23 protein-coding genes, 1 tRNA gene and 3 pseudogenes are annotated in these 25,746 nt (G+C 59.7%); 24 read left to right on the top strand and 3 right to left on the bottom strand.

Translation table 11 applies throughout. The annotated features are described in order from the left end of the window. The first annotated feature begins 128 nt into the window (after positions 1-128). From secG to F1563_RS03000, 23 genes and pseudogenes are all read left to right on the top strand, one after another. Positions 129-371, top strand: a complete 243-nt coding sequence (secG, locus tag F1563_RS03110) for a preprotein translocase subunit SecG (RefSeq protein WP_181895249.1) — start codon at positions 129-131, stop codon at positions 369-371. Positions 372-484: 113 nt separating this feature from the next. Further along, positions 485-841: an RNA polymerase-binding protein RbpA gene (locus tag F1563_RS03105; RefSeq protein WP_007433696.1), complete on the top strand. Its 357-nt coding sequence runs from the start codon at positions 485-487 to the stop codon at positions 839-841. Beyond that, a complete protein-coding gene (locus F1563_RS03100; RefSeq protein WP_002527577.1) occupies positions 838-2,283 on the top strand; it encodes a bifunctional folylpolyglutamate synthase/dihydrofolate synthase in 1,446 nt (481 codons plus the stop codon). The genes F1563_RS03105 and F1563_RS03100 overlap by 4 nt, the downstream gene beginning before the upstream one ends. Continuing rightward, on the top strand, positions 2,280-2,666 hold the full coding sequence (locus F1563_RS03095) for a DUF4233 domain-containing protein (RefSeq protein ID WP_002527576.1): 387 nt from the start codon (positions 2,280-2,282) through the stop codon (positions 2,664-2,666). The genes F1563_RS03100 and F1563_RS03095 overlap by 4 nt, the downstream gene beginning before the upstream one ends. Before the next feature lie 33 nt (positions 2,667-2,699). After that, a complete protein-coding gene (gene ndk / locus F1563_RS03090; protein WP_002527575.1) occupies positions 2,700-3,116 on the top strand; it encodes a nucleoside-diphosphate kinase in 417 nt (138 codons plus the stop codon). Positions 3,117-3,161: 45 nt separating this feature from the next. After that, positions 3,162-5,118: pseudogene (locus F1563_RS03085) on the top strand (TIGR03960 family B12-binding radical SAM protein). Between the two features lie 2 nt (positions 5,119-5,120). Beyond that, positions 5,121-5,855, top strand: a complete 735-nt coding sequence (locus F1563_RS03080) for a TIGR03936 family radical SAM-associated protein (RefSeq protein WP_002527572.1) — start codon at positions 5,121-5,123, stop codon at positions 5,853-5,855. A 485-nt stretch (positions 5,856-6,340) separates the two neighbouring features. Then, the gene (locus F1563_RS03075) at positions 6,341-8,764 is read left to right on the top strand and encodes an Rne/Rng family ribonuclease (protein ID WP_172623590.1); all 2,424 of its coding nucleotides are present in this window, start codon (positions 6,341-6,343) and stop codon (positions 8,762-8,764) included. A gap of 159 nt (positions 8,765-8,923) precedes the next feature. Beyond that, positions 8,924-9,232 carry a 50S ribosomal protein L21 gene (rplU, locus tag F1563_RS03070; RefSeq protein WP_007433702.1) on the top strand — a complete coding sequence of 103 codons (309 nt, stop codon included), beginning with the start codon at positions 8,924-8,926 and terminating at the stop codon, positions 9,230-9,232. Between the two features lie 11 nt (positions 9,233-9,243). Further along, a complete protein-coding gene (gene rpmA / locus F1563_RS03065) occupies positions 9,244-9,513 on the top strand; it encodes a 50S ribosomal protein L27 (protein WP_002527569.1) in 270 nt (89 codons plus the stop codon). A 170-nt stretch (positions 9,514-9,683) separates the two neighbouring features. After that, positions 9,684-10,366, top strand: a pseudogene (locus F1563_RS13460) (hypothetical protein). 100 nt (positions 10,367-10,466) lie between these two features. Beyond that, positions 10,467-11,075: a TetR/AcrR family transcriptional regulator gene (locus F1563_RS03050; protein WP_002527566.1), complete on the top strand. Its 609-nt coding sequence runs from the start codon at positions 10,467-10,469 to the stop codon at positions 11,073-11,075. Between the two features lie 90 nt (positions 11,076-11,165). Beyond that, positions 11,166-12,923, top strand: coding sequence for an MDR family MFS transporter (locus F1563_RS03045; RefSeq protein ID WP_149302546.1), 1,758 nt, complete (start codon positions 11,166-11,168; stop codon positions 12,921-12,923). 49 nt (positions 12,924-12,972) lie between these two features. After that, positions 12,973-13,167: pseudogene (locus F1563_RS03040) on the top strand (50S ribosomal protein L27); the annotation flags it as partial. 938 nt (positions 13,168-14,105) lie between these two features. Beyond that, the gene (gene obgE / locus F1563_RS03035) at positions 14,106-15,623 is read left to right on the top strand and encodes a GTPase ObgE (protein ID WP_002527563.1); all 1,518 of its coding nucleotides are present in this window, start codon (positions 14,106-14,108) and stop codon (positions 15,621-15,623) included. Further along, entirely contained in the window at positions 15,616-16,749 is a 1,134-nt protein-coding gene (gene proB, locus F1563_RS03030; protein ID WP_172623559.1) for a glutamate 5-kinase, read from the top strand. The genes obgE and proB overlap by 8 nt, the downstream gene beginning before the upstream one ends. 70 nt (positions 16,750-16,819) lie before the next feature. Then, entirely contained in the window at positions 16,820-18,067 is a 1,248-nt protein-coding gene (locus tag F1563_RS03025) for a glutamate-5-semialdehyde dehydrogenase (protein WP_002527561.1), read from the top strand. Between the two features lie 47 nt (positions 18,068-18,114). Further along, entirely contained in the window at positions 18,115-18,237 is a 123-nt protein-coding gene (locus tag F1563_RS14585) for a hypothetical protein (protein ID WP_002527560.1), read from the top strand. Further along, positions 18,237-18,902, top strand: a complete 666-nt coding sequence (gene nadD, locus F1563_RS03020; protein ID WP_002527559.1) for a nicotinate-nucleotide adenylyltransferase — start codon at positions 18,237-18,239, stop codon at positions 18,900-18,902. The genes F1563_RS14585 and nadD overlap by 1 nt, the downstream gene beginning before the upstream one ends. Further along, on the top strand, positions 18,899-19,285 hold the full coding sequence (rsfS, locus tag F1563_RS03015) for a ribosome silencing factor (protein WP_002527558.1): 387 nt from the start codon (positions 18,899-18,901) through the stop codon (positions 19,283-19,285). Before nadD ends, rsfS begins: the two co-directional genes overlap by 4 nt. Further along, positions 19,282-19,908, top strand: a complete 627-nt coding sequence (locus F1563_RS03010) for a histidine phosphatase family protein (RefSeq protein WP_002527557.1) — start codon at positions 19,282-19,284, stop codon at positions 19,906-19,908. Before rsfS ends, F1563_RS03010 begins: the two co-directional genes overlap by 4 nt. Before the next feature lie 137 nt (positions 19,909-20,045). Beyond that, the gene (locus F1563_RS03005) at positions 20,046-21,356 is read left to right on the top strand and encodes an N-acetylmuramoyl-L-alanine amidase (protein WP_002527556.1); all 1,311 of its coding nucleotides are present in this window, start codon (positions 20,046-20,048) and stop codon (positions 21,354-21,356) included. Positions 21,357-21,579: 223 nt separating this feature from the next. Then, positions 21,580-21,652 (top strand) — tRNA-Ala (locus F1563_RS03000). Between the two features lie 278 nt (positions 21,653-21,930). Here the strand turns inward: F1563_RS03000 and F1563_RS02990 are convergent. The 3 genes from F1563_RS02990 to F1563_RS02980 form a co-directional block, all read right to left on the bottom strand. Further along, complete coding sequence (locus F1563_RS02990; protein ID WP_002527554.1) at positions 21,931-22,536, bottom strand: TetR/AcrR family transcriptional regulator; 606 nt, start codon at positions 22,534-22,536, stop codon at positions 21,931-21,933. 5 nt (positions 22,537-22,541) lie between these two features. Continuing rightward, positions 22,542-24,212, bottom strand: a complete 1,671-nt coding sequence (locus tag F1563_RS02985) for an ABC-F family ATP-binding cassette domain-containing protein (RefSeq protein WP_149302544.1) — start codon at positions 24,210-24,212, stop codon at positions 22,542-22,544. Positions 24,213-24,434: 222 nt separating this feature from the next. Beyond that, positions 24,435-24,803 carry a hypothetical protein gene (locus F1563_RS02980; protein WP_227431979.1) on the bottom strand — a complete coding sequence of 123 codons (369 nt, stop codon included), beginning with the start codon at positions 24,801-24,803 and terminating at the stop codon, positions 24,435-24,437. Positions 24,804-25,178: 375 nt separating this feature from the next. Between F1563_RS02980 and F1563_RS02975 the strand changes: the two genes are divergently transcribed. Further along, on the top strand, positions 25,179-25,613 hold the full coding sequence (locus F1563_RS02975; protein WP_230845040.1) for an FGGY-family carbohydrate kinase: 435 nt from the start codon (positions 25,179-25,181) through the stop codon (positions 25,611-25,613). Positions 25,614-25,746 lie beyond the last annotated feature (133 nt).

Here is a 25,746-nt window from a genome sequence, read left to right as displayed (position 1 = left end):
TGGTGGTGCGGGGACCGTCGTCGTCTATCCCCTGATCCAGGAGCCAGATTCGCGCATATATCGGGGCTCCAATGTGGGGAAGTGACGGCTCGTGGGTTACCCTGTACGGTGTGATTTCGGCTCCCCTTATGACCTGGCCCGTACTGACGATGTCCATCATCCTGTGTGTGCTCAGTGTCATCCTTACCCTCTTCGTCCTGCTCCATAAAAGCAAGGGCGGCGGCTTGTCGGACCTCTTCGGTGGAGGCGTGTCGACCTCGATGGGCGGAACCTCCGTGGCTGAGCGAAATCTGGACCGGCTGACGGTGGTTATTGGCCTACTGTGGCTAGTCTCCATCATTGTCTTGCTGGTGCTCTACAGCCATTCCTGAGCCGGAATCGGGCGGCCGTCTGCCGCGCCGGAGTGCATGAAGGCGCTGACCTTCCCAAGCCCTGAAAGTGCTGCCCTCAGGCAGCTTTGTGACCCCTCGAGGAGAGTGAACGAATGTCCGGTGGAAGTGCCATCCGTGGAAGTCGCGTCGGTGCCGGCCCCATGGGAGAGGCAGAGCGCGGTGAGGCCGCCCCTCGCGAGTACGTTTCGTACTTTTGCGCCAACCACCACGTGATCCGTCCGGCCTTCGCGGCGGAGGCTGAGATACCCGACACCTGGGATTGCCCCAAGTGCGGTTTGCCGGCCAACCGCGACCAGGCGAATCCTCCTGCCCCACCCAAGATCGTGCCTTACAAGACCCATTTGGCCTACGTGAAGGAGCGTCGTAGCAAGGCTGAGGCCGCTGCAATTCTCACTGAGGCACTGGAGAACCTGCGTCAACGTCGCCGTGATGGTGAGGTCATCTATTGAGCAGCTACGACCAGCTCGTCGCGGAGCTGACTGCGCGCTGGCCCGAGCATCGCATTGGCCCCGGTTTAGATCGGGAACGAGCCCTCCTTGACCTGCTCGGCAACCCGCAGCAGGCCTGCTCCGTAATCCAGATTGCCGGTACTAACGGCAAGGGGTCGACGGCGATCATGGTCGACGCTCTGTTGCGGACGGCTGGTCTACGGGTAGGTCGATACTGTTCCCCGCACCTGGTCGACGTCAACGAGCGCATCTGCATCGATGGTCGTCCCATCAGCCACGGCCTCTTTGACGAGACGTGGCGTCAGATTGAGCCCATGGTGGGCATGGTTGACGCCCAGCGCATCGACGGTATCGATATGACCTTCTTTGAGGTGATGACGGCAATGGCCTTCGCCGCCTTCGCCGATGCGCCGGTGGACGTTGCCGTCGTTGAGGTGGGCCTGGGAGGACGCTGGGACGCGACTAACGTTGCCGATGCGAATGTCGCCGTCGTTACCCCCGTTGCCATGGACCACATGCGCATTCTCGGCAATAGCATTGACAAGATCGCTGCTGAGAAGGCTGGGATCATTAAACCTGGGTGCATCCCCGTCATTGCTGGCCAGGAGGCGGAAGCTGCCCCGGTACTGTTGGCTCAATGTGCCGATGTCGGCGTCAAACCCTTGCTGGAAGGTCCTGATTGGGGCTTACTGGATCGACGCAGCGCCGTCGGCGGCCAAGTCCTTCGCATCCAGACCGCATCCGGCCCGCTAGGGGAGTTGTTCCTCCCGGTTTTCGGGGAGCATATGGCCCACAATGCTGCTCAGGCAGTGGCAGCTGCGGAGGCGCTCACTGGGCCGCTTACGCCCGCGATTATTGAACAGGGATTGGCAGCTGTGGAGGCTCCGGCTCGCCTTGAGGTGGTGCGACGTTCCCCGCTGGTCATCCTCGATACCTTCCACAATCCACACGGTGCCGTCTCAGCGATGGCCGGGGTGCGCGAGTCCTTCGAGGCTGAACCTCTAATTGCAGTCGTGGCAGCGATGGCTGATAAAGACATCGACGGTGTGCTTGCGGTGCTTTCGGATGCGGTGAGCCACCTCGTCGTCACCTCAATGCCGGATCTATCGCGCGCCCTGAGCGTTGACGAGCTAGCTGAGAAGGCGTCAACCCATTGGGATTCGGATCACCTCACCCGGGTTGCTGACGTTCGCGAAGCACTCGAGGAAGCTTTCCGCATCGCGGATTCGTGTGGTCCGGGGGCTGGGGTCCTTGTTGCCGGATCGGTGGTTCTGGCGGGACGTGCTCGAGCTATCCTTCGCCCGGATGGCACTATGCTGGATGCCCCACAGACCGCCGTCGTCGAGAGTCCGGATTTATCCGAGGACCAGATCAAAGCAATGGAGGGGCACCAACTCGAGCCATTGCCTGATGACGACATGAACGACGACGGGGGCTGGTGACGTTGACCGCGTGGCCCGAGGCTGGGAAGAGTGGAATCCTCACCCTTGCCGCCGATAACCCGATGACGAAGACTGTGGTGAGCTTCCTGGCCTTTGAGGTCATCGTCTTTGGACTGGCCATCCCGGGAATGGTCCTTGTATCTAGGATCAGCGTGGCCACGTCGGTTATCCTGGGGTGTGTCGGCATGATCCTCTCGATTGTGTGCGCCATTGGTGTGCCTCGCACGTGGGGGTACCTGCTGTCCTGGGCTATTCAGATCTTCGGCATTCTGCTCGGATTGGCCACTCCGATGATGTACGTTGTTGGGGTCATCTTTGCTGCCATCTGGGTGGCAATTATGGTGCTCGGAAGGCGTATTGATGGAAATCTTGAGGTGCGATGAGGTGTCGATCTTCACTGCGATAAGTTGGGCCCCATGAGTGACGGGGAACGCACCTTGGTCCTGTTGAAGCCGGATGCCGTGAGGCGCCATCTCATTGGCAAGATCATCGGTAGATATGAGGCCAAGGGTTTGACGGTGCGGGCGATGCAGCTGCGCACAATTGACGCTACGACTGCCCGCAAGCACTATGCCGAGCACGTTGGCCGGGACTATTACGAGCCGTTGGAGGAGTTCATCACCTCGGGACCACTGGTCGCCTTGGTACTCGAAGGACGCAAGGCTATTTCGGTTGTCCGTGCCATGAACGGGAAAACGGATTGTGCTGAGGCCCTTCCTGGATCTATCCGCGGCGACTTTGGCACGGAGAAGAACCATAACCTCGTCCACGCTTCCGATTGCCCAGAGTCCGCCGAACGTGAGATTAGCCTCTGGTTCCCCAACCTAGTGTGATATGTGATTCCATAGTCTGGCCCAGACCGCCTACCATGGCCGTTCGTGAGTACCCAGGATCTCCTCGGTCGGATTGAGCCGCTGCTGGCCCGAGTCAATAAACCCATCCAGTACGTGGGTGGAGAGCACAACAGCATCGTCAAGGATTGGCAGGACGCTGAAGTTCGCTGGGTTCTGATGTACCCCGACGCGTACGAAATTGGCCAGCCTAACCAGGGCGTGGCCATCCTCTACGAGGTGCTCAACGAGCGTGATTGGATGCTGGCTGAGCGCACCTACTCAGTGTGGCCGGACATGGAGAGGCAGATGAGGGCGGCCGGGATCCCCCAATTTACCCTTGATGGGCACCGGCCGGTTTGCGACTTCGACATCATGTCAGTCTCGCTGTCGACGGAGTTGGGTTACACCAACATGCTCAACGCCATCGACCTGGCCGGTATCCCCATTCATCAAGCCGACCGCACCGAAGACGACCCCATCGTCCTTATTGGCGGTCATGCCGCATTCAACCCCGAGCCGGTAGCTGATTTCATTGATGCTGCTGTCCTCGGTGACGGTGAAGAGGCTTGTTTGGAGATTTCCGAGATTATCCGGGGCTGGAAAGAACAGGGCCGCCCTGGTGGCCGTGAAGGTCTGCTGGTGAGGCTCGCCGAGACCGGTGGGGTCTACGTGCCCTCCTTCTACGACGTCGAGTACTTCGACGACGGGACTATTGGAAGAATCGCCCCGAATCGTCCAGAGGCTCCCTTCACCATTGCCAAGCACACCGTCATGGATCTTGACAAGTGGCAGTACCCGAAGCGTCCCATCGTGCCGGTCGCTGAAACTGTCCATGAACGCTACTCGGTAGAAATCTTCCGGGGTTGCACCCGTGGTTGCCGGTTCTGCCAGGCGGGCATGATTACCCGCCCGGTGCGAGAGCGGTCTATCGATACTATCGCCCAGATGGTTGATGACGGCCTGCAAGCAACCGGCCTGGAAGAGGTTGGGCTGTTGAGTCTGTCTAGTGCCGACCACTCGGAGATTTCCGACATCACCAAGGGGCTGGCTGATCGGTACGAGGGCACGAACGTCTCTTTGTCCTTGCCGAGCACCCGTGTCGATGCTTTCAACATTGATCTGGCCAACGAGTTGAGCCGTAACGGTCGTCGTTCTGGTTTGACCTTCGCCCCCGAAGGTGGGTCGGAGCGATATCAATAAGCAGGTGACCGAGGAAGATCTCATTCGTACGGTTGCCACGGCCTTTGGAAACGGGTGGCGTCAGGTCAAGCTGTACTTCATGTGTGGTCTGCCCACAGAGACGGATGAGGACGTGCTGGGGATCCATGACATGGCCTCCCACGTCATTGAGGCGGGTCGAGCCGCTGCCGGGCGCAAAGATATTCGCTGCACGATCTCCATTGGTGGATTTGTACCCAAGCCTCACACCCCGTTTCAGTGGGCTGCCCAAGCCTCCGCCGACGAGGTTGATCATCGCCTATCAGTGCTGCGTGATTCCATCCGCGCCGATCGCCAGTTCGGTCGGTCGATAGGCATGCGATACCACGACGGACGCCCAGGAATCATCGAGGGGTTGCTTTCGCGCGGTGACCGTCGCGTCGGCAACGTCATTGAGGCTGTGTGGCGCGACGGGGGAGTTTTCGACGGCTGGAACGAGTACTTCTCGTACGACCGCTGGCTGGCCTGCTGTGAGCAAGAACTTGAGCCTCTGGGCGTCTCGCTGGATTGGTTTACCACCCGTGAGCGTGATTACGAGGAGGTATTGCCCTGGGATCACCTGGATTCTGGGCTGGACCGTGACTGGTTGTGGGACGATTGGCAGGACGCTATGGACGGCGAGGCCGTCAATGACTGTCGCTGGAACCCTTGCTACGACTGCGGGGTGTGCCCGCAGATGGGCACCGAGATTCAGGTGGGACCGTCGGGCCATCCGTTGATTCCGCTGACGCTAGTGGTGCCTGATCTTGCACCATCGAGGCTCGTACCATCAGAGGAGGAGTGACGATGTTAAAGCGTGCGCAACAACAGCCAGAGCAGCAGACCCCGCCGCAGCAGCGGCTGAGAATGCGGTACGCCAAGCGCGGTACGGCCAGATTCACCTCTCACCGTGACTTTGCTCGTGCCTTTGAACGGGCCTTGAATCGAGCACATATCCCGATGGCGTATTCGTCAGGATTTAATCCGCACCCACGTATCTCCTATGCCAACGCCGCAGCTACTGGGGCAGCTTCTGAGGCGGAATACCTCGAGGTCGCGTTAGCTAAGGAGCGCGATCCGGGGAAGGTTCTGGCAGTCTTAGGTCGCGAGATGCCACCTGGAATGGAGGTCTTGGAGGTAGTCGAGACCGATCGCACCCCCTTCACTGAGCTGTTGACGGCGTCTGCTTGGTTGATTGAGCCCGCTAGTGACGCGCCAGGGCTTGCGGCGGCGGTGGAGGCTCTCATGGCAGCTGAAGCCGTCGAAGTGCAGCGGATGACGAAGTCGGGTATGCGAACGTTCGATGTGCGCGCCGCCCTCATTGGACTGGATGTCGCAGACGGACAGGTGCGTCTCATGCTGCGCCACGTCACGCCATTGGTCCGGCCTGACGATGTGCTGCGTGCCCTGACCGAAAAGTGTCCGGCTCTCGATGGGGCACGGGTGACGCGACTGGCTCAAGGGGCCTGTGATGAGAAAGCGAGCGGGGTGTCGATCGCGTTGGCGGATCCGTTCACTGGTGCTGCCGTGACGGTGTGGTGAGCGGCGAGCGAGTGTGCGAAATCTGGCATCGACGCGGGGGACGTGACATACTAGGGCTTAGGTGAACGGGGTGCCACCCCACTCGACGGTTTATACCGCGACGCCGAGAGGCGACCGCGGGGGACTCGAGGGCTCACCGCAAGTTTTTGCCCCATGCCGGGGAACGACGCCGTCAATACAGTGCGAGGCGTGTGCATACGCCCGCGGGAGGATTCCTGCAGGGCCGTGACCCGGGTGGGCACTGATCGTGCCGAAAGGCCAAGGAGAGCACAGTGCTCGATGAGACTGACAACACCACATTGAATTCTAGCGAGAATTCCACCGCTGAAATTTCCGTTCTTCGACGCCGTCGAGCTGCATCGCGTCCCGTTGGGGCCCCGGTCCCCGTCGAGACGGCGAGTGTCCCAGTGGCGATTACTGCTGCCGGATCGGGTGGCTCGATTATTACGTCTGATGCTGAGGCATCCGATCTGCCTCGTCCTCCGATGGGACGGCGTCGCAAGGCGATGAGCACCCTGCAGGTTGCTGAGACTGACGTTGTTAAGACCAACGCTCCGGAGCCGACCTCGGAGGAGCCCAAGTCCACAGACGCGAAGCCTGAGGAGAAGTCGCGCCGTACCCGTCGTGGTGCTTCTGAAACCGCGCCGTCCACTGAGGCCGAGCGTGGCACCTCACAGTGTCGTCGCGCCACTCGCCGTCGCCTCTCTCGGTCCGCAGAGAAGGTCGAGGGCATGACCGAGGCGAGGACCACTGAGGCAAATACCGTTAGCGATGGTGCTGGCGACGATCCCATCAATGCCGCGCTGACGAAAGCCAAGGCCCGAGTTCGTAGCCACAAGGTTGAGGGTGCCTTGGCCAACCCCTTTGGATTTAAAGAAGGCGAGGAACGCTCAACGAGCGACATCCTCGACTCGTTGGCCGCCGAGATCGGCGGGGGAGAATCCGCTATGCCGAAGCGTCGTCGCCGTCGTGCTACTCGCCCTTCGGAAGCCGGTAGCCACTTTGCGGAAAACACCGACGAGGTGGCCCTGGCTGAGGCGGATTTGACCGAGGCCAAGGGCCGCCACAGCTCCGCTAGAAAGAGCGAAGAGTCTGATCACGACGCCATGGTTGCAGTGGAGGAAGACACCACCGCTGATGCTGAAGAGACTGCTGAGGAGGACGGTCAGAATCGTCGTCGCCGTCGTCGCGGTGGGCGTCGTCGCCGTCGCAACGAAGACACCGAGGAGAGCACATCCGCGGACGAGTCGGGTGAGAGCGACGACTCACAGACCAGCTCTGACAGTGATTCCGAATCCAATAACTCGGACAGCACCCACCGTCGCCGTCGTCGCCGTCGTCGCCGTGGTGAGGACATTAGCGGTTCTGACGATGATCCCAGCGACGTCGTCATCAAGGTGCGCGAGCCGCGGTCGCGTCAGTCGGTGGCTGATGAGGTCACGGACATCGAGGGTTCAACCCGCGTTGAGGCTAAGAGACAGCGCCGTCGGGAAGGACGTGCCGCCGGGCGTCGCCGCAGTGCCGTCATTACCGACGCGGAATTCCTAGCCCGTCGCGAGTCAGTTGATCGCAAGATGATTGTGCGCCAGTCCGACGACTACTCACAGCTAGCGGTACTTGAAGATGGGGTGCTCGTTGAGCATTACGTTGACCGTGCCTCTGCCACATCCTCAATTGGGAATATCTACCTGGGTAAGGTGCAGAACGTTCTGTCGTCGATGGAGGCAGCCTTCATTGATATCGGCCGTGGTCGCAACGCTGTGCTCTATGCTGGCGAGGTCGATTGGGCCAAGTACGGCAAGGAAGGCGAGGACAAGCGCATCGAGCACGCGCTGAAATCCGGTGACCAGGTTCTGGTGCAGGTTACCAAGGACCCGGTGGGTGCCAAGGGTGCTCGCTTGACGAGCCATATTTCGGTGCCTGGACGTTTCGTCGTCTACTCGCCCGGCGGCCACCTTTCGGGGATTTCCCGCAAGCTAGCTGATTCGGAGCGTAAACGCCTCAAGAAGATCGTCGAGAACAACATCCCGTCGGATGCTTCCGTCATCGTACGCACTGCCGCCGAGGGAGCTACCGAGGAAGATCTGATCCGCGACATCAACCGTCTCAAGGCCCAGTGGGAGGTTATTGAGCGTAAGGCCAGTAACAGCAAGGCTCCACTGATGCTGTATACCGAGCCCGATCTGACGGTGCGTATCATCCGCGACTTGTTTACTGCGGACTTTTCTGAGCTCGTTATCGCTGGCAACGGCGGCCCTAACGACGCCTACGACACTATTAAAGCCTACGTCGATCACGTGGCACCGGAGATGGTGTCGCGGTTGACTCATTGGAAGCACGACGACAAGGACCCCTTTGCTGAGTACCGCATCGATGAGCAGATCGCGAAGGCTCTGGAGCGCAAGGTGTACCTCCCCTCGGGAGGATCCCTTGTCATTGACCGTACCGAGGCTATGACGGTGATCGATGTCAATACCGGAAAGTTCACTGGGTCGGCGGGTAACCTCGAGGCCACCGTTACCGCCAACAACTTGGAGGCGGCCGAGGAGATCGTGCGTCAGCTACGGCTGCGCGATATTGGCGGAATTATCGTCGTTGACTTTATTGACATGGTGTTGCCGACTAACCGCGAGCTTCTGGTGCGTCGTCTCACTGAATGTCTGGGACGCGACCGTACCCGTCATCAAGTCGCTGAGGTGACATCGCTGGGTTTGGTTCAGATGACCCGCAAGAAGATCGGTACCGGGCTGGCCGAGGCCTTTACTGAGGAGTGTGAGGCCTGTGGCGGTCGGGGCTACCACCGCTTCGATAAGCCGGTGGATTCTCAAGCTCCGGCCGACGGTGGCGAGCGTTCTAAGGGTCGCGGACGCGGTCATAGGGGCTCCTCGGCTAAGTCCCACGCCAAGTGAGATCAGGCCCACAGAGGACTGGTGGGTGGTTGTTTTGACCGTCCACCGCATGAAATGTAGGATAAGTAGCCGGTCCGACACGAATTGTCGGTCAGGTTTGTCCGGGGCCAGTGGTTCCGGTCCCCGGAAATGTACGACAAGAACGAGAGTAGGTCAGGCGTGTACGCGATCGTGCGTAGTGGCGGCCGCCAGCACAAGGTGGCAGTGGGTGACGTCGTCGAGATCGACAAGGTCGCCGACGAGGCGGGCAGCAGCATCGAGCTGACCCCGCTCCTCGTGGTTGATGGCAAGTCCGTCACCTCCGGCAAGGACGCGCTCGGGAAGGTCAAGGTCACCGCTGAGGTTCTCGGCGAGATCAAGGGCCCGAAGATCCGCATCCTCAAGTACAAGAACAAGACCGGCTACAAGAAGCGCCAGGGGCACCGTCAGAAGTACACCCAGGTCAAGGTCACCGGAATCGAAGGCTGAGGTAGACAGACATGGCACATAAGAAGGGCGCGTCCTCCTCGCGCAATGGTCGTGACTCTAACGCTCAGCGTCTCGGCGTGAAGCGTTTCGGCGGTCAGCTCGTCAACGCTGGTGAGATCATCGTTCGTCAGCGTGGTACTCACTTCCACCCTGGTGACGGGGTTGGCCGCGGTGGCGACGACACTCTTTTCGCCCTGCGTGACGGCAATGTCGAGTTTGGTACCCGTCGTGGCCGTAAGGTTGTCAACGTAAATCCCGTGGAGACCCCGGTCGAGGCTTGAGCCCCCACGATAGAGAGCTGAATGGCCTCCGCTGTTGTAGCGGGGGCCAATTTGTGTCTGAGGCAAGCTGAGCGAGTGTGTGCTATCGACTCAGCGCTAATTGAGAATTCCGCCGGCGATTGCGACCGTCGTCGGACCTTTTGCGCGACTGTGGTCGTCACTGGGACGCAATGGCTGGAAGTGACGGAATGACGACCTACTCTCAAAACTGGTGGTCGATATCGACTGCATAGTGAGGGGAGAGTAGAGAACCGTGGGCGACCGGGAATTCAGTGAGGACGAGCGGTGGTTATACCGGATCGAGCCGGGGTCGGATGCACCGAAACTCACAAGGTCACTGCCCAAAGTCACCGCGCCGCTGCCCCCGATTCGTTCCGGTCGACCAACCACTTCGCAGACTAGTAAGCCTCGTCATCGTGGCGCGGCTTCTGTCTCGCAGCCCCAGACTCGTCATCGATGGCCTCGCCCGTACGAGGTGGCTGCTGGTGCCTGTGCTTCTGCGGCTGCGACTGGGGTGGTCGGTGGCCTCGGGATCGGCGGGACGATGATCGGAGCTGCCGTCACGAGTTTGGTCATTGCCTTAGGTGGTGCGCTGTTTACGCGGTGTTTTTCCCGGACTCACCACAGTGTTTCCGGAGCTCGCCAACGTCGAGGGATGTGGGCCCGCATGGTCGCAGTGGCCCTCGTCGTGAGCGTGCTTACTGTCGTCGTCGGGGTGCTGTGGTTGGCGCCATCGGTAGGCGAGGAAGCCGGTTCGTGGGTGCACCGAGCCACAGGATCACTTGACCAATGGAAAGATTCGGCCCAGCGAGCCTGGCCCTATTTGCGAGCTGCGTGGAAAGCATTCCGATGACGTCATTGGCAACCTCGTTCACCGAAAGCGTGACAGCGTATGCACTGAGTGCACCTTCTGCACTTGATGCAAAATCTGCACTGGGTGCATAATTGTTGTTGTGACCTCACCGACAGCAATTCGAACCCAAGGCGTCATTCGCCGTGCCGCCATCGAGCTGGCGATCGAAAAGCCAGTTGATGACGTCACCGTCGATGATATTGCGGAGCGTGCTGGGGTTTCCCGACGCACCGTTTTCAACCATTTCCCGTCCAAGTATGACGTCTATCTACCGCCCCTCGTCCCCTATCCGCAAGACACCCTGGAGGCCTTCGCGACGGATGTCGAGACTCCTCTCGCTCAGCTCATTCGTGACCTGCTTGAGGCTCGCTGGCGCGAGGCGAACGTCGACTTCGACGATCTATGCATTCTCATGAGAATCGGAGGGGAGAGCTCGGAACTCCGAATGGCCCTCAAGGAGGCTGTCGATGGCCAGCGGGCGGCGTTAGTGACTGCCTCTGCTCGGCGCACGGGCAAGCCTGAGGACTCGTTAGAGGTGCTGGCTTTGGTCAGTACCGTCCAGGCGATGGAACGCTCCGCCTTCCAATCGGTCGTGGTGCGCTCTGGGGGAAGCTCAGCCGAAGTGGCCGACACTTTCGATCGTGTCGTCGACGTCTGGGCCAGACTGTCCGCCGAGCTCATCGCAGATACCTCGTCGACCACGCCTTGATCGAGTCCTGGCCGTCAAGACCTGACGCTCCCATTCTGCGTATTTAAACGCACCATTCCATCCGTCCCAGATCGTTACGAAAGCTGTTTTATGACCGCAACTGCTGCTGCCCCGGAGGCTGTCAAGTTCAAACCGGACCGCCGGTTCTGGGTTGTCTATCTCTGCCTCATGATGGTGATGTTCCTGTCCTCGCTGGACCAGACAATCGTCGCAACGGCCCTTCCGACTATTGTCGGGGACCTGTCCGGGGTCGAGCACATGGCATGGGTTATCACCGCTTATACCCTCGCGATCACGGTCGGTATGCCGCTGTATGGCCGGCTGTCCAACCTGATTGGTCGCAAAAAGCTCTACCTTATTGCGATTGGTCTGTTCCTGCTGGGGTCTGCCCTCTGTGGTACCGCCGGCACCATGGTGGCATTCATTTTCTACCGCTTTATCCAAGGCCTGGGTGGCGGTGGCCTCATGATTTTGTCCCAAGCGATTACCGGTGACCTCATCCCGCCGCGCGTTCGTGCTGCGTACATGGCGCCGATGGGTGCGATGTTTGGTGTCTCTTCAGTGCTCGGCCCGCTGCTGGGCGGTTGGCTCACCGATTCGATCTCGTGGCGCTGGGTGTTCTGGGTCAACCTGCCACTGGGTGTGGTGGCGTGGGTCGCCTGCCTTTTCGCCCTCAAACTTCCCAAGCACGAGCTGAAGACGAAGATTGACTGGCTGGGACTGACGCTGATGGACGTTGGCGCTGTGGCAATCGTGCTGCTTGCCACCTGGGGTGGCTCCCAATACGACTGGTCGTCGTGGCAGATCATCGGTTTGGGCGTCGTCACGGTTGTGGCATGGGGTTGGCTCCCCGTCGTGGAGCGTCGTGTCGAGGATCCGGTTCTGCCGCTGGAACTGTTTCACAACCGGACCTTCGTCGTCGCGACGATCATCGGCATGCTGGCCATGGGAGCCATGTTCGGTGTGCTGGCCTACCTGCCGACCTACATGCAGATGACCTACGGCTATTCGGCCACGGTGTCTGGTCTACTGCTCATCCCCATGACGATCGGTATTCTGTTGGCCTCGGCGGTGACTGGCCTGTTGACGTCCCGTATAGGTCGCTACCGCATCTTCATCATCATCGGCCCGATCGTCGCGGCGGGCGGCATGGTGTTGATGTCCACCCTCAACGAGAACTCGCCAGTGTGGCGGATCATGGGCGATACCTTCGTCCTTGGTTTGGGCATGGGCATGTTCTTTCAGCTGCTCGTTATGGCGGTGCAGAACGACGTCCGACCGACTCTGCTTGGCACGGCCACCAGCCACAACAGTTTCTTCCGCCAGATTGGTGTGTGCCTAGGATCGTCCTTGATTGGCGTGGCTTTCACGACCCGGCTGACGAACCGCGTCGGCGACTTGTTCGCATCTTTGGCTACGAGCAAGGACCCCGCGGTCCTCAAGGCACTGGGCGCTATGAGTTCGCAAAACCATGCTGCGGCCTCGCTGACGCCTGGTGCCGTCAATCAGATGCCCGGATCTATTCGTCAGGGGATCATTGAGGCGTACGTCAACTCATTGACCCCGTTGTTCCTGTGGATGGCCCCGATGGTGGCTGCGGCAGGTTTGCTGGCTCTGCTACTCAAGGACGTGCCGCTATCGCATCACACGGGATTGCAGATGCGTGCCGCCTCCGAGGCTCAGGATGCACTTGCTCAGGGTGTGCCGGCGAACGGCGAGGAGAGTGCGTCGCAAAGTCCTGTTGACACTGTGGCGGAAGCTCCGGCGCGTCGTGCGGCTGGCGTGAGGAAGGTCGAAGCTGCATCGCCACGGCGTTCCGCCGGATCGGATCAGCCGGCAGAGACGTAACCTAGCCAGGCGTTTTACCTGGGCGGGGTTGCGCTGCCTCGGCTTTTAGCGTTTTGGCGGTCAGGTCGTCAAGGCCGGCGAGATCATCATCTGCCGGCGCGGTACTTACTTCCACTCTGGTGACGGGGTTGGTCGTGGCGGCGACACTCTCTTCGCACTGCGTGAGGGCAATGTCGAGTTCAGTACTCATCGTGGCTGCAAGGTCGGCAATGTCATCCTGGTGGAAGCTCCGGTTGAGGTCTGAGACCCCACGTGGATGTGACCGGCTCACGTCACAGTGACGGGAGCCGGTTTTCGTATCATGACGTTGAGACGATTTGGGACTTAACGCAGTTTCCGGTTCGCAACCCTGCGCAGTATTTCAGTCACCGTAAGAGATGCCGCTGCACAGGTCATGAGCCCGAGAAAGGTCATGTGTTGCGAAGGGTCTATGAGCGTTATCCAGATGGTCTGCAGGATTCCGTACAGCAGGACTGCTTACAGCGTTATGTCGTGTGAAAAACGTGCTCATGTTGCTACTCCTTTCATGTTGTTCCACCGCAATGGATAAGGCCTGAAGCGGATTAAGCTTTAGTTCAACCCGGATGCAGTGATCGTGAATTACATCAAATAAATCCGTTTTGGTGGCGTCTAGGGGGCTCATGGCTCTTGTTTTCCTGCCAGTCTGTATTGGGTTATAGCTACCCCAACAGTGGTGATCAGGCTGCATAATGTCGAGTTAGCAGCGCAAAACCTATTAACGGCATTATATCCAGATTTCAGTGCCTCAATGGGCGTTGATTTGGTGGAATGCTGATACGTAGGACTTCCTTGTTGTTTGTTTTATCAAAAACTACGTACCAATATCCTGCTCCGCAGCTTGCTGGGTTTTAGGGTTGGGAACAGACACATTAGTAATTCCGGTGCTGCACTATGTTTCATAGCGTGGAGAAGCGTGAGCGGGCATGGGTGTTAGTGTAAGCAGCATCGTTAAACCCATAGCCCACGTGATGAGGCAGGCGCGCTTGCTGGACTTCATTGGGTCTTCCTTTCATAGACGCAGGTGTCAGCTAAGGTAGAGTGGAGATGGTTCGGTGTCGCTTGGGGTGGAGTGTCCATCGTGTTTCGGTCTGCTGCGCTTAGTGCTTTGAATCCCACGCTGGGCGAAAGCTACCCGGTTTATGCTTAAGGAGAGATAGAGATATGGCCATCCCTTCGTTCGTGGACCGCGCGACGCTGACCGCCGTGGCGGGCAGGGGGGGACACGGCTGCGCCTCCGTCAAGCGTGAGAAGTTCAAGCCGTTGGGTGGGCCCGACGGTGGAAACGGCGGTAACGGCGGTTCCGTGATTCTGCGCGTTGATCCCCAGGTGACGACCCTCGTGGATTATCACTGGCAGTCCACCCGTAAGGCCACGAATGGAGAGCCCGGACGCGGTGATAACCAGGCTGGAGCCAATGGGTCCGATATCGTCTTGGGTGTCCCAGAGGGCACAATCGTCTCCGACGCCGACACTGGAGAGCTGCTCGGAGACCTCGTCGGCGCGGGGTCCGAACTCGTCGTTGCCGCTGGCGGACGCGGTGGCCTCGGTAACGCAGCCCTCGCGAACTCAGCTCGCAAAGCTCCTGGTTTCGCCCTCCTCGGTGAGGCCGGGGAGGAACGTAAAATCCTGCTCGAACTCAAAGTGGTCGCCGATATCGGCCTGGTGGGATTTCCCTCCGCAGGAAAATCCAGTCTCATTGCGGCGATCTCACGAGCTAAGCCGAAAATTGCTGACTACCCATTCACTACTTTAGTGCCGAATTTGGGTGTCGTCGTGGCTGGGGAGACGACGTATACCGTTGCCGACGTGCCAGGCCTCATTCCAGGAGCCTCTCTGGGAAAGGGTCTGGGATTTGATTTTCTGCGTCACATTGAACGTTGCCGGGCCATCGTCCACGTCATCGATTGCGCTACTTACGAGCCCGACCGCGACCCGGTCAGTGACCTCGACGTCATTGAGGGTGAGCTTATTTCCCACGGTGGTCTTGAGGATCGCCCGCGCCTGGTGGTGCTCAACAAGGTCGACGTCCCTGATGCCGCTGACCTAGCCGATATCGTTTTCGATGACGTCGCCAAGCGTGGCTGGCCGGTATTCCGCATTTCCACGAAATCAGGGGAGGGGCTTAATGCCCTCAAATTCGCTATGGCCGAATTGGTTGAGAAGGCCCGCAACAAGGAACCTGAACCAGAGCCGGAGCGTATTGTCATTCGACCCAAGACCAAGGATGAAGGTCAGGCGTTCTCCATCAAGCGCCAGGGCGACGGCGAAGGCGGATTCTTGTGGCGCGTGACTGGCGACAAACCGACCCGCTGGGTTGCCCAGACCGATTTCAATAACCCCGAGGCTGTCGGATACCTGTCGGATCGCCTGAACCGCTTGGGCGTCGAGGAGAAGTTGCTGGCTATGGGCGCCATTGCTGGTGACACCGTCGCTGTCGGTGGTGAGGACGCCGTCATCTTCGACTTTGCTCCGCAGATCGAGTCGGGCGCCGAGATACTGTCTCGCCGCGGTGAGGACCAGCGTTTGGAGACTGAGCGTCCTTCGGTTGCTCGTCGTCGCGAGATGGACCGCGAATACCATCGCGCCCGCGAGGAATACGGCCAGGTCGGACGCGACCCACGCGGAGAGTCGTGGCGCGCTCGCGTTGCCGAAGAGGAGTGGTTCGAGGGCCGTGACTGATCTGCGTGGAGCCATGTGCGAGGCCACCACCGTGGTGGTCAAGGTCGGATCGTCCTCTCTGATCCTTCCTGGCGGCGGAATCGACGTGCGCCGTGTCGACGATCTAGTCGATGTGCTGAGTGAGGTCGTCAAGGACGGTCGGAGAGTCGTTCTAGTGAGTTCCGGAGCGATCGCAACCGGGTTTCCCGCTATGGGGATGACTCATCGTCCACGCACATTAGCTGGCAAGCAGGCGGCAGCGTCAGTCGGACAAGGGATTTTGCTGGCTCACTACACGTCGAGGTTTTCTAGCCACGGGCTGCGGGTGGGGCAGGTGCTACTCACTGTCAATGATCTCGTGCGACCCACCTCGTACTGTAATGCCTGGTCAACCCTCGACACTCTGCTCGGGCTGGGCGTCGTACCGATCGTCAACGAGAATGACACGGTCGCCACCGGGGAGATTCGGTTTGGCGATAATGATCGGCTCGCTGCTCTGATCGCTGAGCTGGTGCGCGCTCAGGCCCTCGTCCTGCTCTCTGACGTCGACGCCCTGTACACCACCCATCCGGATTCGCCGGACGCTCGTCGCGTCGAGGTTGTTGAAGACATCGAAGCATTGGATGTCGATACTCATAAGGCTGGTTCGGGGGTGGGAACCGGCGGCATGACGACGAAACTCGAGGCCGCCCGAATGGCCACCTGCGCCGGGGTGCCGGTGGTGCTTGCAGCGATGGCGGACGCCCGTGGCGTTTTGGCTGGCGACCCCGTAGGTACTTACTTCCGCCCGATGGCAACGCGACGACCCCGACGGTTGTTATGGCTGGCCGACGCTGCCACTCCGCAGGGGCAGATCGTCATTGACGACGGAGCTGTCGAAGCACTGACTCAGCGTCACTCCTCGTTGTTGGCAGTGGGTGTCACTCGGGTGCATGGGGATTTCCAAGCGGGCGATCCCGTGACGATTCTGGCCCCCGACGGTCGGGTTATCGGTCGTGGGATCGTCCAATTCTCCCATGACGAGGTACGAATCATGAGAGGACGTTCAAGTGCCTGGCTAGTTGCGGAGATGGGTCCGGCGGCGTCTCGCGAGATCATCCACCGCGATGCCATGGTGCTGAACCGCCGTCGAGGAGCCAAGAAGTAAAGGGTCAGGTGTGACCCTACGACTCACCGTCTGATCGTCAGGCTAGTGATTCCCAGCTGGCGAATACCATATGGCCATGAGTTCGCGAGTCATCGAACAGGCCATAGCTGCCCGATCTGCTGCCACAATATTGCGCCGGCTGCGCCATATTGATAAAGATGACCTGCTGACGGCAATGGCTACCGGGTTGCGCACGGGTGTCGATGAGATCCTTGCTGCTAACCGTGCTGATCTCGACCGTGGTCGCGAGGCCGGGATGGACGACGCTCTTCTCGACCGCCTAACTCTCACCCCAGAGCGAATCGAGGGGATGGCTGTCGGTTTGGAAGAGGTTGCTCGTCTCGACGACCCCGTCGGCGAGGTGGTGCGCGGCTGGTGTACCCCGCTGGGAGTCAAGGTCGAGCAAGTCCGGGTGCCGATTGGCGTCATCGGGATCATCTACGAGGCCCGTCCCAATGTTACTTCCGACGCTGCGGGTATCTGCTTGAAGTCTGGAAATGCGTGTTTGTTGCGAGGCTCCTCGTCGGCCTTGGAGTCCAACCGGACAGTCATCATGGCGATGCGCTCACGGCTACCGGAGGAGATTCGTGAAGCGGTGCAACTCGTCGAGGGAGACCGCGAGGTTACCGATGAGCTCATGGCTGCCCGAGACTATGTCGACCTGCTTATTCCGCGCGGTGGTGCCGGGCTCATCAACGCCGTCGTGACTAGGGCCAAGGTTCCCGTCATCCAGACCGGTACCGGCAACTGCCACCTCGTTATTGACGTCAGCGCCGATGTGGAGATGGCAATCGACATTGTCGTTAATGCCAAGACCCAACGCCCCAGTGTGTGCAATGCCATCGAGACGGTCCTGGTACATCGGGGAATAGCGGACTCGGCAGTGCCTCCGCTGGTCGACGCCATGAGTGACCGCGGAGTGACGGTGCACGGTGATGATGAGAGCATCCGACTGGATTCGAGGATCGTACCGGCCGCCCCCAACGAGTACGACAATGAGTACCTGTCCCTAGATCTTGCGCTGCGCATCGTTGACGACCTGGAAAAGGCAGTCGATCACATCGCCAAGCATGGCTCGGGGCATTCGGAAACCATCGTCACTAGGTCGATGTCCTCGCAGGAGTTTTTCACCTCAAGCGTGGACGCTGCCGCCGTGCTGATAAATTGCTCCAGTCGATTTGTTGACGGTGGCGAGTTCGGGTTCGGAGCCGAGATCGGCATTTCGACCCAGAAGCTCCACGCGCGCGGACCGATGGGCCTGCGGGAAATGACGACGACAACTTACGTCCTGCATGGGGACGGTCAGACCCGTCAATGACCGGTTATCGGTTGTCGTGGTGCGGTTGTGGGATAGGCTGAGGCGCCATGAGCATCGTTCCTCTCCTGATGGAGTCGTCGGCCTTCACCGCCGGCATCTTGACGCTGCTGGTGCTGCTGATCGCGCTGGCCATCGTCCGTGGTATCGGCAAGGGTCGGCCGCATTCCTGATGCCAAGTGTTGAACTGGGGTTGGCGCGGGTCCACATCGGACGCCGCTACCGGCTCGGGGTGATGGGTGGCACCTTCGACCCTATTCATCATGGCCACCTCGTCGCAGCCTCGGAGGTTGCGGCCAGGTTTGACCTCGACGAGGTTGTCTTCGTACCTACCGGCGTGCCTTGGCAGAAGAAGGGACGCAAAGTTTCGCAGGCTGAAGACCGTTACCTCATGACCGTTATCGCGACGGCGTCGAATCCGACTTTTTCGGTGTCGCGGGTCGATATTGATCGTCCGGGCGACACTTACACCGTCGATACCCTTAAGGATTTGCGCCGAGAGCGTGGCAGTGACGTCGACTTGTTTTTCATTACCGGTGCGGACGCGTTGAGCCACATTCTTACGTGGCGTGGGGCTGAGGAATTGTTCGATCTGGCGCATTTTATCGGGGTGTCGCGGCCCGGTGTGCCGCTGGGAGTCAAGGACATTTCTCACTTGCCGGCAGAGAAGGTCACTCTTCTCGAAGTGCCGGCTATGGCCATCTCGTCGACCGATTGCCGTCAGCGGGTTGGGGAGGACATGCCAATCTGGTACCTCGTGCCAGACGGCATCGTGCAGTACATCAACAAGCGCGGTCTTTACCGCGACAACGACCAAACCATTCCGGAGGATCATTGAGCGCCACTGAACAGGCCATCGAGTTCGCCCGTGTGGCGGCACATGCCGCGCTTGAGAAGAAGGGCTTCGACATCGTCGCTATTGACGTCTCGGAGCATCTTGCCATTACCGATATCTTCGTTGTCATTTCGGCGGCTAGCGAGCGCCAGGTGTCAGCGGTCGTTGACGCTGTTGACGAAGCCATGCACGAGCATGAGGTCCATCGTGCGCGTCGCGAAGGGGAACGGGAGAACCGTTGGGTGCTGCTCGACTACATCGACATCGTGGTGCATGTGCAGCACCAGGAGGAGCGCGAGTTGTACTCGCTGGAGAGGCTGTGGAAGGACTGCCCCGCGGTTGATCTGCAGCTGCCGGAAGAGCAGCTCGACTGGGACCAAATGTGACGACGCGGATCGTCCTGGTGCGACACGGGGAAACCGAGTTCAACGCCGACGGACGCTTGCAGGGACAGATGGACGTTCCACTCTCGGCCAGGGGTGTGTCCCAAGCCGAGGCCGTGGCGCCGGTGATCGCCGGGATGAACCCGGTGGCAATCCTGTCGTCGCCGTTGATGCGTGCTCGGGTCACTGCGGAGGCGATTGGACGGGCGGCTAGGGTTGACGTTGGTATCGACGAGCGGCTCAAAGAGGTCGACGTCGGCCAGTGGGCAGGTCAGACTGTTCCTGATCTGCATCGCAATGACCCTGACTACACCCGCCTGATGACCTCTGGGGAGGATTTTCGGCGATCTGACGGTGAGACTACCGCTGAGGTTGCCGAGAGGGTGACATCGGCTATCCACGACGCCGTGCGTGTGCATCAGGGGGAGACGGCGTGCCTGGTCGCACACGGTTTTGCGCTGCGGGCGGCAGTGGTGTGGCTGCTCGGCGGTGGATACCCGGAATTTCTACGGTTTGGTGGGCTGGGCAACTGCTCGTGGACCGTGCTAGACCGGATTGGGCTGGGTGATGCCTACCGACTAGGCGATTGCTGGCGATTGCGGACGTATAACGCAACCGTAATGTGAGCTTGATGGTGCGCGGGGATTCAGGGCGGTAACGCTCCTATGTGGTGATCCTCCTTGTCCTGACCCTTGTTTGTGGTTTGCTTGTACTTCCTTTAGGGAGTTCATAAGCAGTTTTACCGATCAGGAGGACTCTTTCGATGGTTGACATCAGCCGCCGTTCCTTTACTGTCATGACGGTTTTCGGCCCGCTCATTGGCCGCGCGGCGTTGCCCGAGCATGACCGCGTTGCTAGGGCTAGGGTCTCCGGCCCTCCGATTGACGGTCCGGATAGCCTTCGGATCGAATGGCTACCAGCTCCGTATCAGCAGTACGGGACGGATCCGGTCAAGTACGGAAATCACGACGTCGCGCACCGCCCCTCCACTCCTTCGCTGACGAGGATCGTCATCCACGACACTGAGGAGACCTATGACAACACCATTAAGCTCGTTGAAAAGCCGAGTTACCTCGCGTGGAACTACACGCTGAGGTCTTCTGATGGTCACGTTGCGCAGCACCTCGATCCCAAAGATATCGGCTGGCATGCAGGGAACTGGTACTACAACATGCACGCCCTCGGCCTCGAGCATGAAGGCAAGGCCCTCGAGGGGAAAACCTGGTACACGGACGCCATGTACCGCTCCAGTGCGACACTAGTCCGCTACTTGTGCGACGAGTATTCGATCCCGATGACACGTGGCCACGTCATCGGCCACGATGAAGTTCCAGGGACTGATACCGAGCACATCAAGGGGATGCACTGGGATCCGGGCCCATTTTGGAACTGGACTCGGTACTTCGAACTACTAGGAAGCTCACTCTTCAAGGGCACGGTGAGCACCAGGCCAAAGCGCGGCGACGTCGTGAGGATCCTGCCTGATTTCGAGACCAACACGCAGGTTTTCAACGGTCAGGTCGTCACAGGGGTGAACTTTGTGACGGCGCGGCAAGCCCCCTCACCGGATGCCCCGACTGTTGTTGATGCCGGCATCAGGCCGGAGCCAGCGACAACAGAGCCTTCCGACGTCGGCGCTCGTCTTAATACGGGTGCGGAGTACGTCGTCGCAGAGGTCGGAGGGCAGGACGGCGAGTGGGTCGCCGTCTGGTACCTGGGAGCCAAGGCGTGGTTCCACAACCCCGCTACGCGGCCCGTGGCGCGGGTTGTCCCGGGGGCGCGAACGGTTACTGTGGTTTCGCGCACGTCAGGTTACGGCCGGGCCTTCCCGGAGGCCTCCGCTTATCCGGACCCAGCCTGGGTGCAGCCGGATGCCGCGTTGCCGTACGTGTTGGAGCGCGGACAACGCTACGTCGTCATCGATCCTGAGCCTGCGACAGACTATTACCGTTCCAAGACTTTCGACGCTCCGCCACCCAAGGACCACGTCAATGTCACCGGCAAGGACCGGTACGTGTGCGTCTTCCTAGGGCACCGTCAGGGTTATCTGAAGGCCAAGGACGTGCAGAGCTGAACGGCGCCGGCATCAAGGGTCGTGCGACATGGCTGGAATGCCGTGATGTATGGCCCTTCGTGCGCGTGGTGAGTTTCCTTGGTGATTTGTATTTGTTACCCATGTCGAGGTAGTCGCTTCGCCTGGGGCGATTTGGTAAGGATGGGTGGGGTCCGGTAACGTTTGGCGGGTCGCCCGGGCAATCGGGGGAACGAGGAAAACGGCTCCTTCGGGAATGTTTTCTGGGGCATTGGCGCAGTTGGTAGCGCGCTTCCATGGCATGGAAGAGGTCAGGGGTTCGAATCCCCTATGCTCCACGTAAGATGAGAGTCGAGACGTGCTCCGCCCGGTGGGCGGGGTTTATTTCGTCTACGTTGTGTTCCTCTATCCGTCTGGACAATTCTCGGTTGAGTCTGTGCGACAGCTACTTCAATTCGGAGACCACATTCGCGTACTCAGATCCGTCACTCGCTTCCATGAACGAGCAGCCCAGTTCATTGAGGCTTATCAGGCGGACGGATCAGCTGATTTTCCCAGCCGCAGTGGACCATAAATGCAGTTGCGAGCGGCGCGAATAACCAAAGAGGAATACTTCTCATCCGTGGTGCGGGGTGGCGAGGAGCATTCGCAGATGTGAACGGAGGACGGCTCGCAAACGGTCGACGCTCAGGGCACCATGTGGGGTAACTGCGTCCAAGGTCAACCCGCCGATGATGGCTGCAAGTTGCGCCGCAGCAAGGTCGGCTTCCGGTACGCGTAAGCACTCAAGTGCCTCGAGCAGGACAGCATCGAGGTTGGTGGCCATTCGTGCAGACGTGGCACGGAACACCGGCATCGTTCGGGAAGCCATAATCAGCTCAACTACCACGATCGCCTCGTCGCGGCGTGCCTCATCGACCGGCATGACCGTCTCGACGAGGGCCTGTAAGGCGTCGAGCGCTGCTTCACCAGTGAGCCCGCGCAGTTTTTCGGCGGGATGGGATTCGAGACGCTTGCCCATTCTGGCGCCTGCCTCTTTTGCGGCGGCGTTGAGCAGATCATGGTGTCCGTCGAAGTAGTGCCTGACTGAGCCGATATTCAGACCGGACTCTTCGGCGACTTTCCGCAGGGATACCCCATCGATTCCCTCGGCTACCACGAGGCGGAAAGCCGCTTCGAGAACTTGCTGACGACGCTTTTCCGGGTCGATCCGTACGGGCATGACACTTACCTTTCCCTGGTGACGCGGGCCTCATCCCACACGGGCTCGCTGCTTTCATAGACATTTCCGTCTTCTCCGAAAATCAGAAAATGGTCAAAGTCGCGCGCGGACCATCGATCGTGGGTCACTGTGAGTACCGTGCCCTCGAAAGTGGCCAGTGCTTCTTGGAGGGCCTCGGCGGAGACGAGGTCGAGGTTGTCAGTGGGCTCGTCTAGTAGCAGCATCGTCGCCCCGCTAAGTTCCAATAGCAGTATCTGGAATCTTGCCTGTTGACCACCTGAAAGCGAGTCGAAGAATTGTTCTGCGGACTCTGCCAGCTCATAGCGAGCCAGCACTCGTGAAGCGTCTTCCCGGGGAAGACCAGTGCGGTGCTCATCACCACGGTGCAGGATGTCCAGGAGTGTGCGGCCGGTGAGGTCGGGGCACCTGCGATTTTGGGCAAACCATCCCGGACGCACCCTCGTACCGAGACGCGCTGAACCCTCGTGAGGCACAGGTTCGATCCTAGTTCCGGTTACGGGCTCCTGATCCAGTGCAGGGTTAGTGCCCCCGGCTGCGAGTAGGCGCAGAAAGTGCGACTTTCCGGACCCATTTGAACCAAGAAGCGCAACCCGGTCACCGAAGTAGGCCTCGAAGTCAAAGGGGTGCATCAGGCCCGTCAACTCGAGTGCCTCGCAGGTCAGCACCCGCTTCCCGGTGCGCCCGCCACGCAGCCGCATGTGAAGGTGCTGTCCTCGAGGCGGTTCCTGCGGCGGCCCAGCCTCCTCAAAGCGGTTAAGTCGGGTTTGCGCCGCTCTATACCGAGAGGCCATGTCGGAGTTGTAAGCGGCCTTCTGTTTGTACATGAGCATGAGGGAGCGCAGCTTTGCATGCTCTTCCCTCCACCGGCGATGCAACTCGTCCAACCGTTCGAAGCGTTGCTCTCGTGCGCGGTGGTAGGTGCGGAACCCACCGGCGTGTGTCCACGCGGTGTTGCCCGCTGCTCCGACTTCCAGCGTCACGATCGAGGTTGCCGTTTGTGCCAGTAGCTCACGATCGTGGCTCACGAACAGCACGCATTTGTCTGTCGCGCTCAGCTGCTCTTCCAGCCAGCGCTTGCCTGGCACATCCAGAGAATTATCCGGCTCATCGAGTAATAACACATCATCGGGGCCGCGCAGTAGCGCCTCTAGTACGAGTCGTTTCTGTTCACCACCCGACAACGTAGCTAGTGAGCGGTCGCGACACCGATCGAAAGGTATCCCGAGAGCGGCGACTGTGCAGACATCCCACAACACCTCAACGCCGTAGCCACCCACTTCACCCCATGAGGCAACTGCGGACGCGTATGCCATCTGCGATTGGGTGGTGCCCTCTTGATTCATCGTGGCCTCAGAGTGCGCGAGCTGCGTGGCAGCGTCACGGATCGCCGGGGGCGCTACCGACAGCAGTAATTCTCTGACAGTCGTGCCCGTAATGAACTGACGCGCCACGCCCAAGCTACCAGTACATGTTACATTACCTAAACCTGGTGACAGCTCACCCGTGACGATGCGCAGAAGCGTGCTCTTGCCAGCTCCGTTCGCGCCGATAATGGCGACTCGCTCTCCGGAACCCAGACTCAGGGACACATCACGTAGTAGAGGCCGTCCATCCGGCAAGGTGTACGTCACCGATGTGACATCGAGATGAATCATGAGGCCAAACTATCACACCTGTGATAAATGGGAGTTGAACCTGGCGCTGGTAGGAACACACGACCCCCGCCTGTCTTGACTTTAAATTGGCGTTGGACGGGGGCATGTTAGCTGCTAGCAATAACGCAGGTTTCTCTTCTTTCTCTTCAACGTTGCCCTAAGCGACGGTTTACGCCGATGCTCTTCGGCGCGATTAGCGCAACGTTATTTGCGAGTAGCCCATCACTTCACCGGTAATGCCCACAATCTTGACGTCACGACGCTTACCGTTACCGCGTCACCGACCATCATGGGTTCGGCACTGACCGCTATCCGAGCAGTGACCATGCCATACTCAGTCTCCATGCCAACGAGGTAGTACTCGCCGTCGAACACGTGGCTGACAATCTGGCCATGGCACCCGTGGATGCGGATCTGCTCATTTGCTCGAGAAATACGGATACTGCCGGGGTAGCCCACCAACACCACTTGTTGCTCGGTACCGACCATATCGTCGAAATGCGGGTGAGCTGCTACCCGGATGGCTTGGTCGAAAATCCTCGCTTCGGCCATGGGCGGTTGTCCGGTAATCCTGGCAGTGCAGGAGATCATGGTCGTTGCTCCCATATCCAGCATTGCGGGGGTCGCGTGGACGTCCTCGGGATAGTCGTCCTAAGCGACCTGGCCGTCAGCTAAATACATGATCCGGTCTGGGATCGACAATGCCTCGCGAACATCGTGGGTTACGGGATTGTCGCGCAGTCCATCCGTCGGTGGACTCGCACGAGTTCTTGCCGCAAATTCGGCCTCGACGTGGCATCTACGTGAGCTAGAGGTTCGTCGAACAGCAATACTCGCGGTCGATGCACCAGGACGCGCGCGAAACTCACGTCCAGGTGCGAATGGCGTTATTTATTTGCCTTATGCATCGCTCGGTGGTGGCGAGCGCCTTTCGTTGACACCTCTGCGAGTGCCTCGTGGATGGGAATGTCGCTCACGACAACCCCCGATGACGTGTTGCGCAGTGTCTATGAGGGCGTAGCACTGTCCCTCGCTGACTGTGGCGATCATCTGGGGATGACGGGGGACCTTGTCGTGTCGAGTGGTGGTTTCAGGTCAGACCTCATCTGCGAAGTCTTAGCCGATGTGACCGGTCGATCTGTGGTTCGTCAAAGCGCACCAGAAACTGGTGCCCGGGGTGCTGCAGTCTTGGCGCTCACTGTGGCTGGGCGGTACGACACTGTCGAAGATGCCGCGGCTGCGATGACGTGTTCCTTCGAGTGCTTCGACCCACATCCAGAACGTGGCCGCATTTACCGAGCCGTAGCCGAGGTTTATTTCGAATCCCGTGTAGCCATTCGCCCTGTTTGGCCAAGCATGCGTGAAATCAGAAACATGAAGGAGGCTGACAGTGTCAACTGAAAATGAAATCACGATCCTTGTGGCGGGGGATCAGTTTGAGACGGTTGAGGTTCTCAAAAATGCGTTGCACAATTCGGTTCCGAGGGCTCGTATCAAAGAGCTATTGTCAAACTGGCCCATGATACCCGTGGGG

Origin of the sequence: Cutibacterium modestum (assembly GCF_008326345.1) — a bacterium.
Classification (GTDB): Bacteria; Actinomycetota; Actinomycetes; order Propionibacteriales; family Propionibacteriaceae; genus Cutibacterium; species Cutibacterium modestum.
Note: the sequence above shows the minus strand (reverse complement) of the source record. Positions and strands in the feature narration are given on the sequence as shown.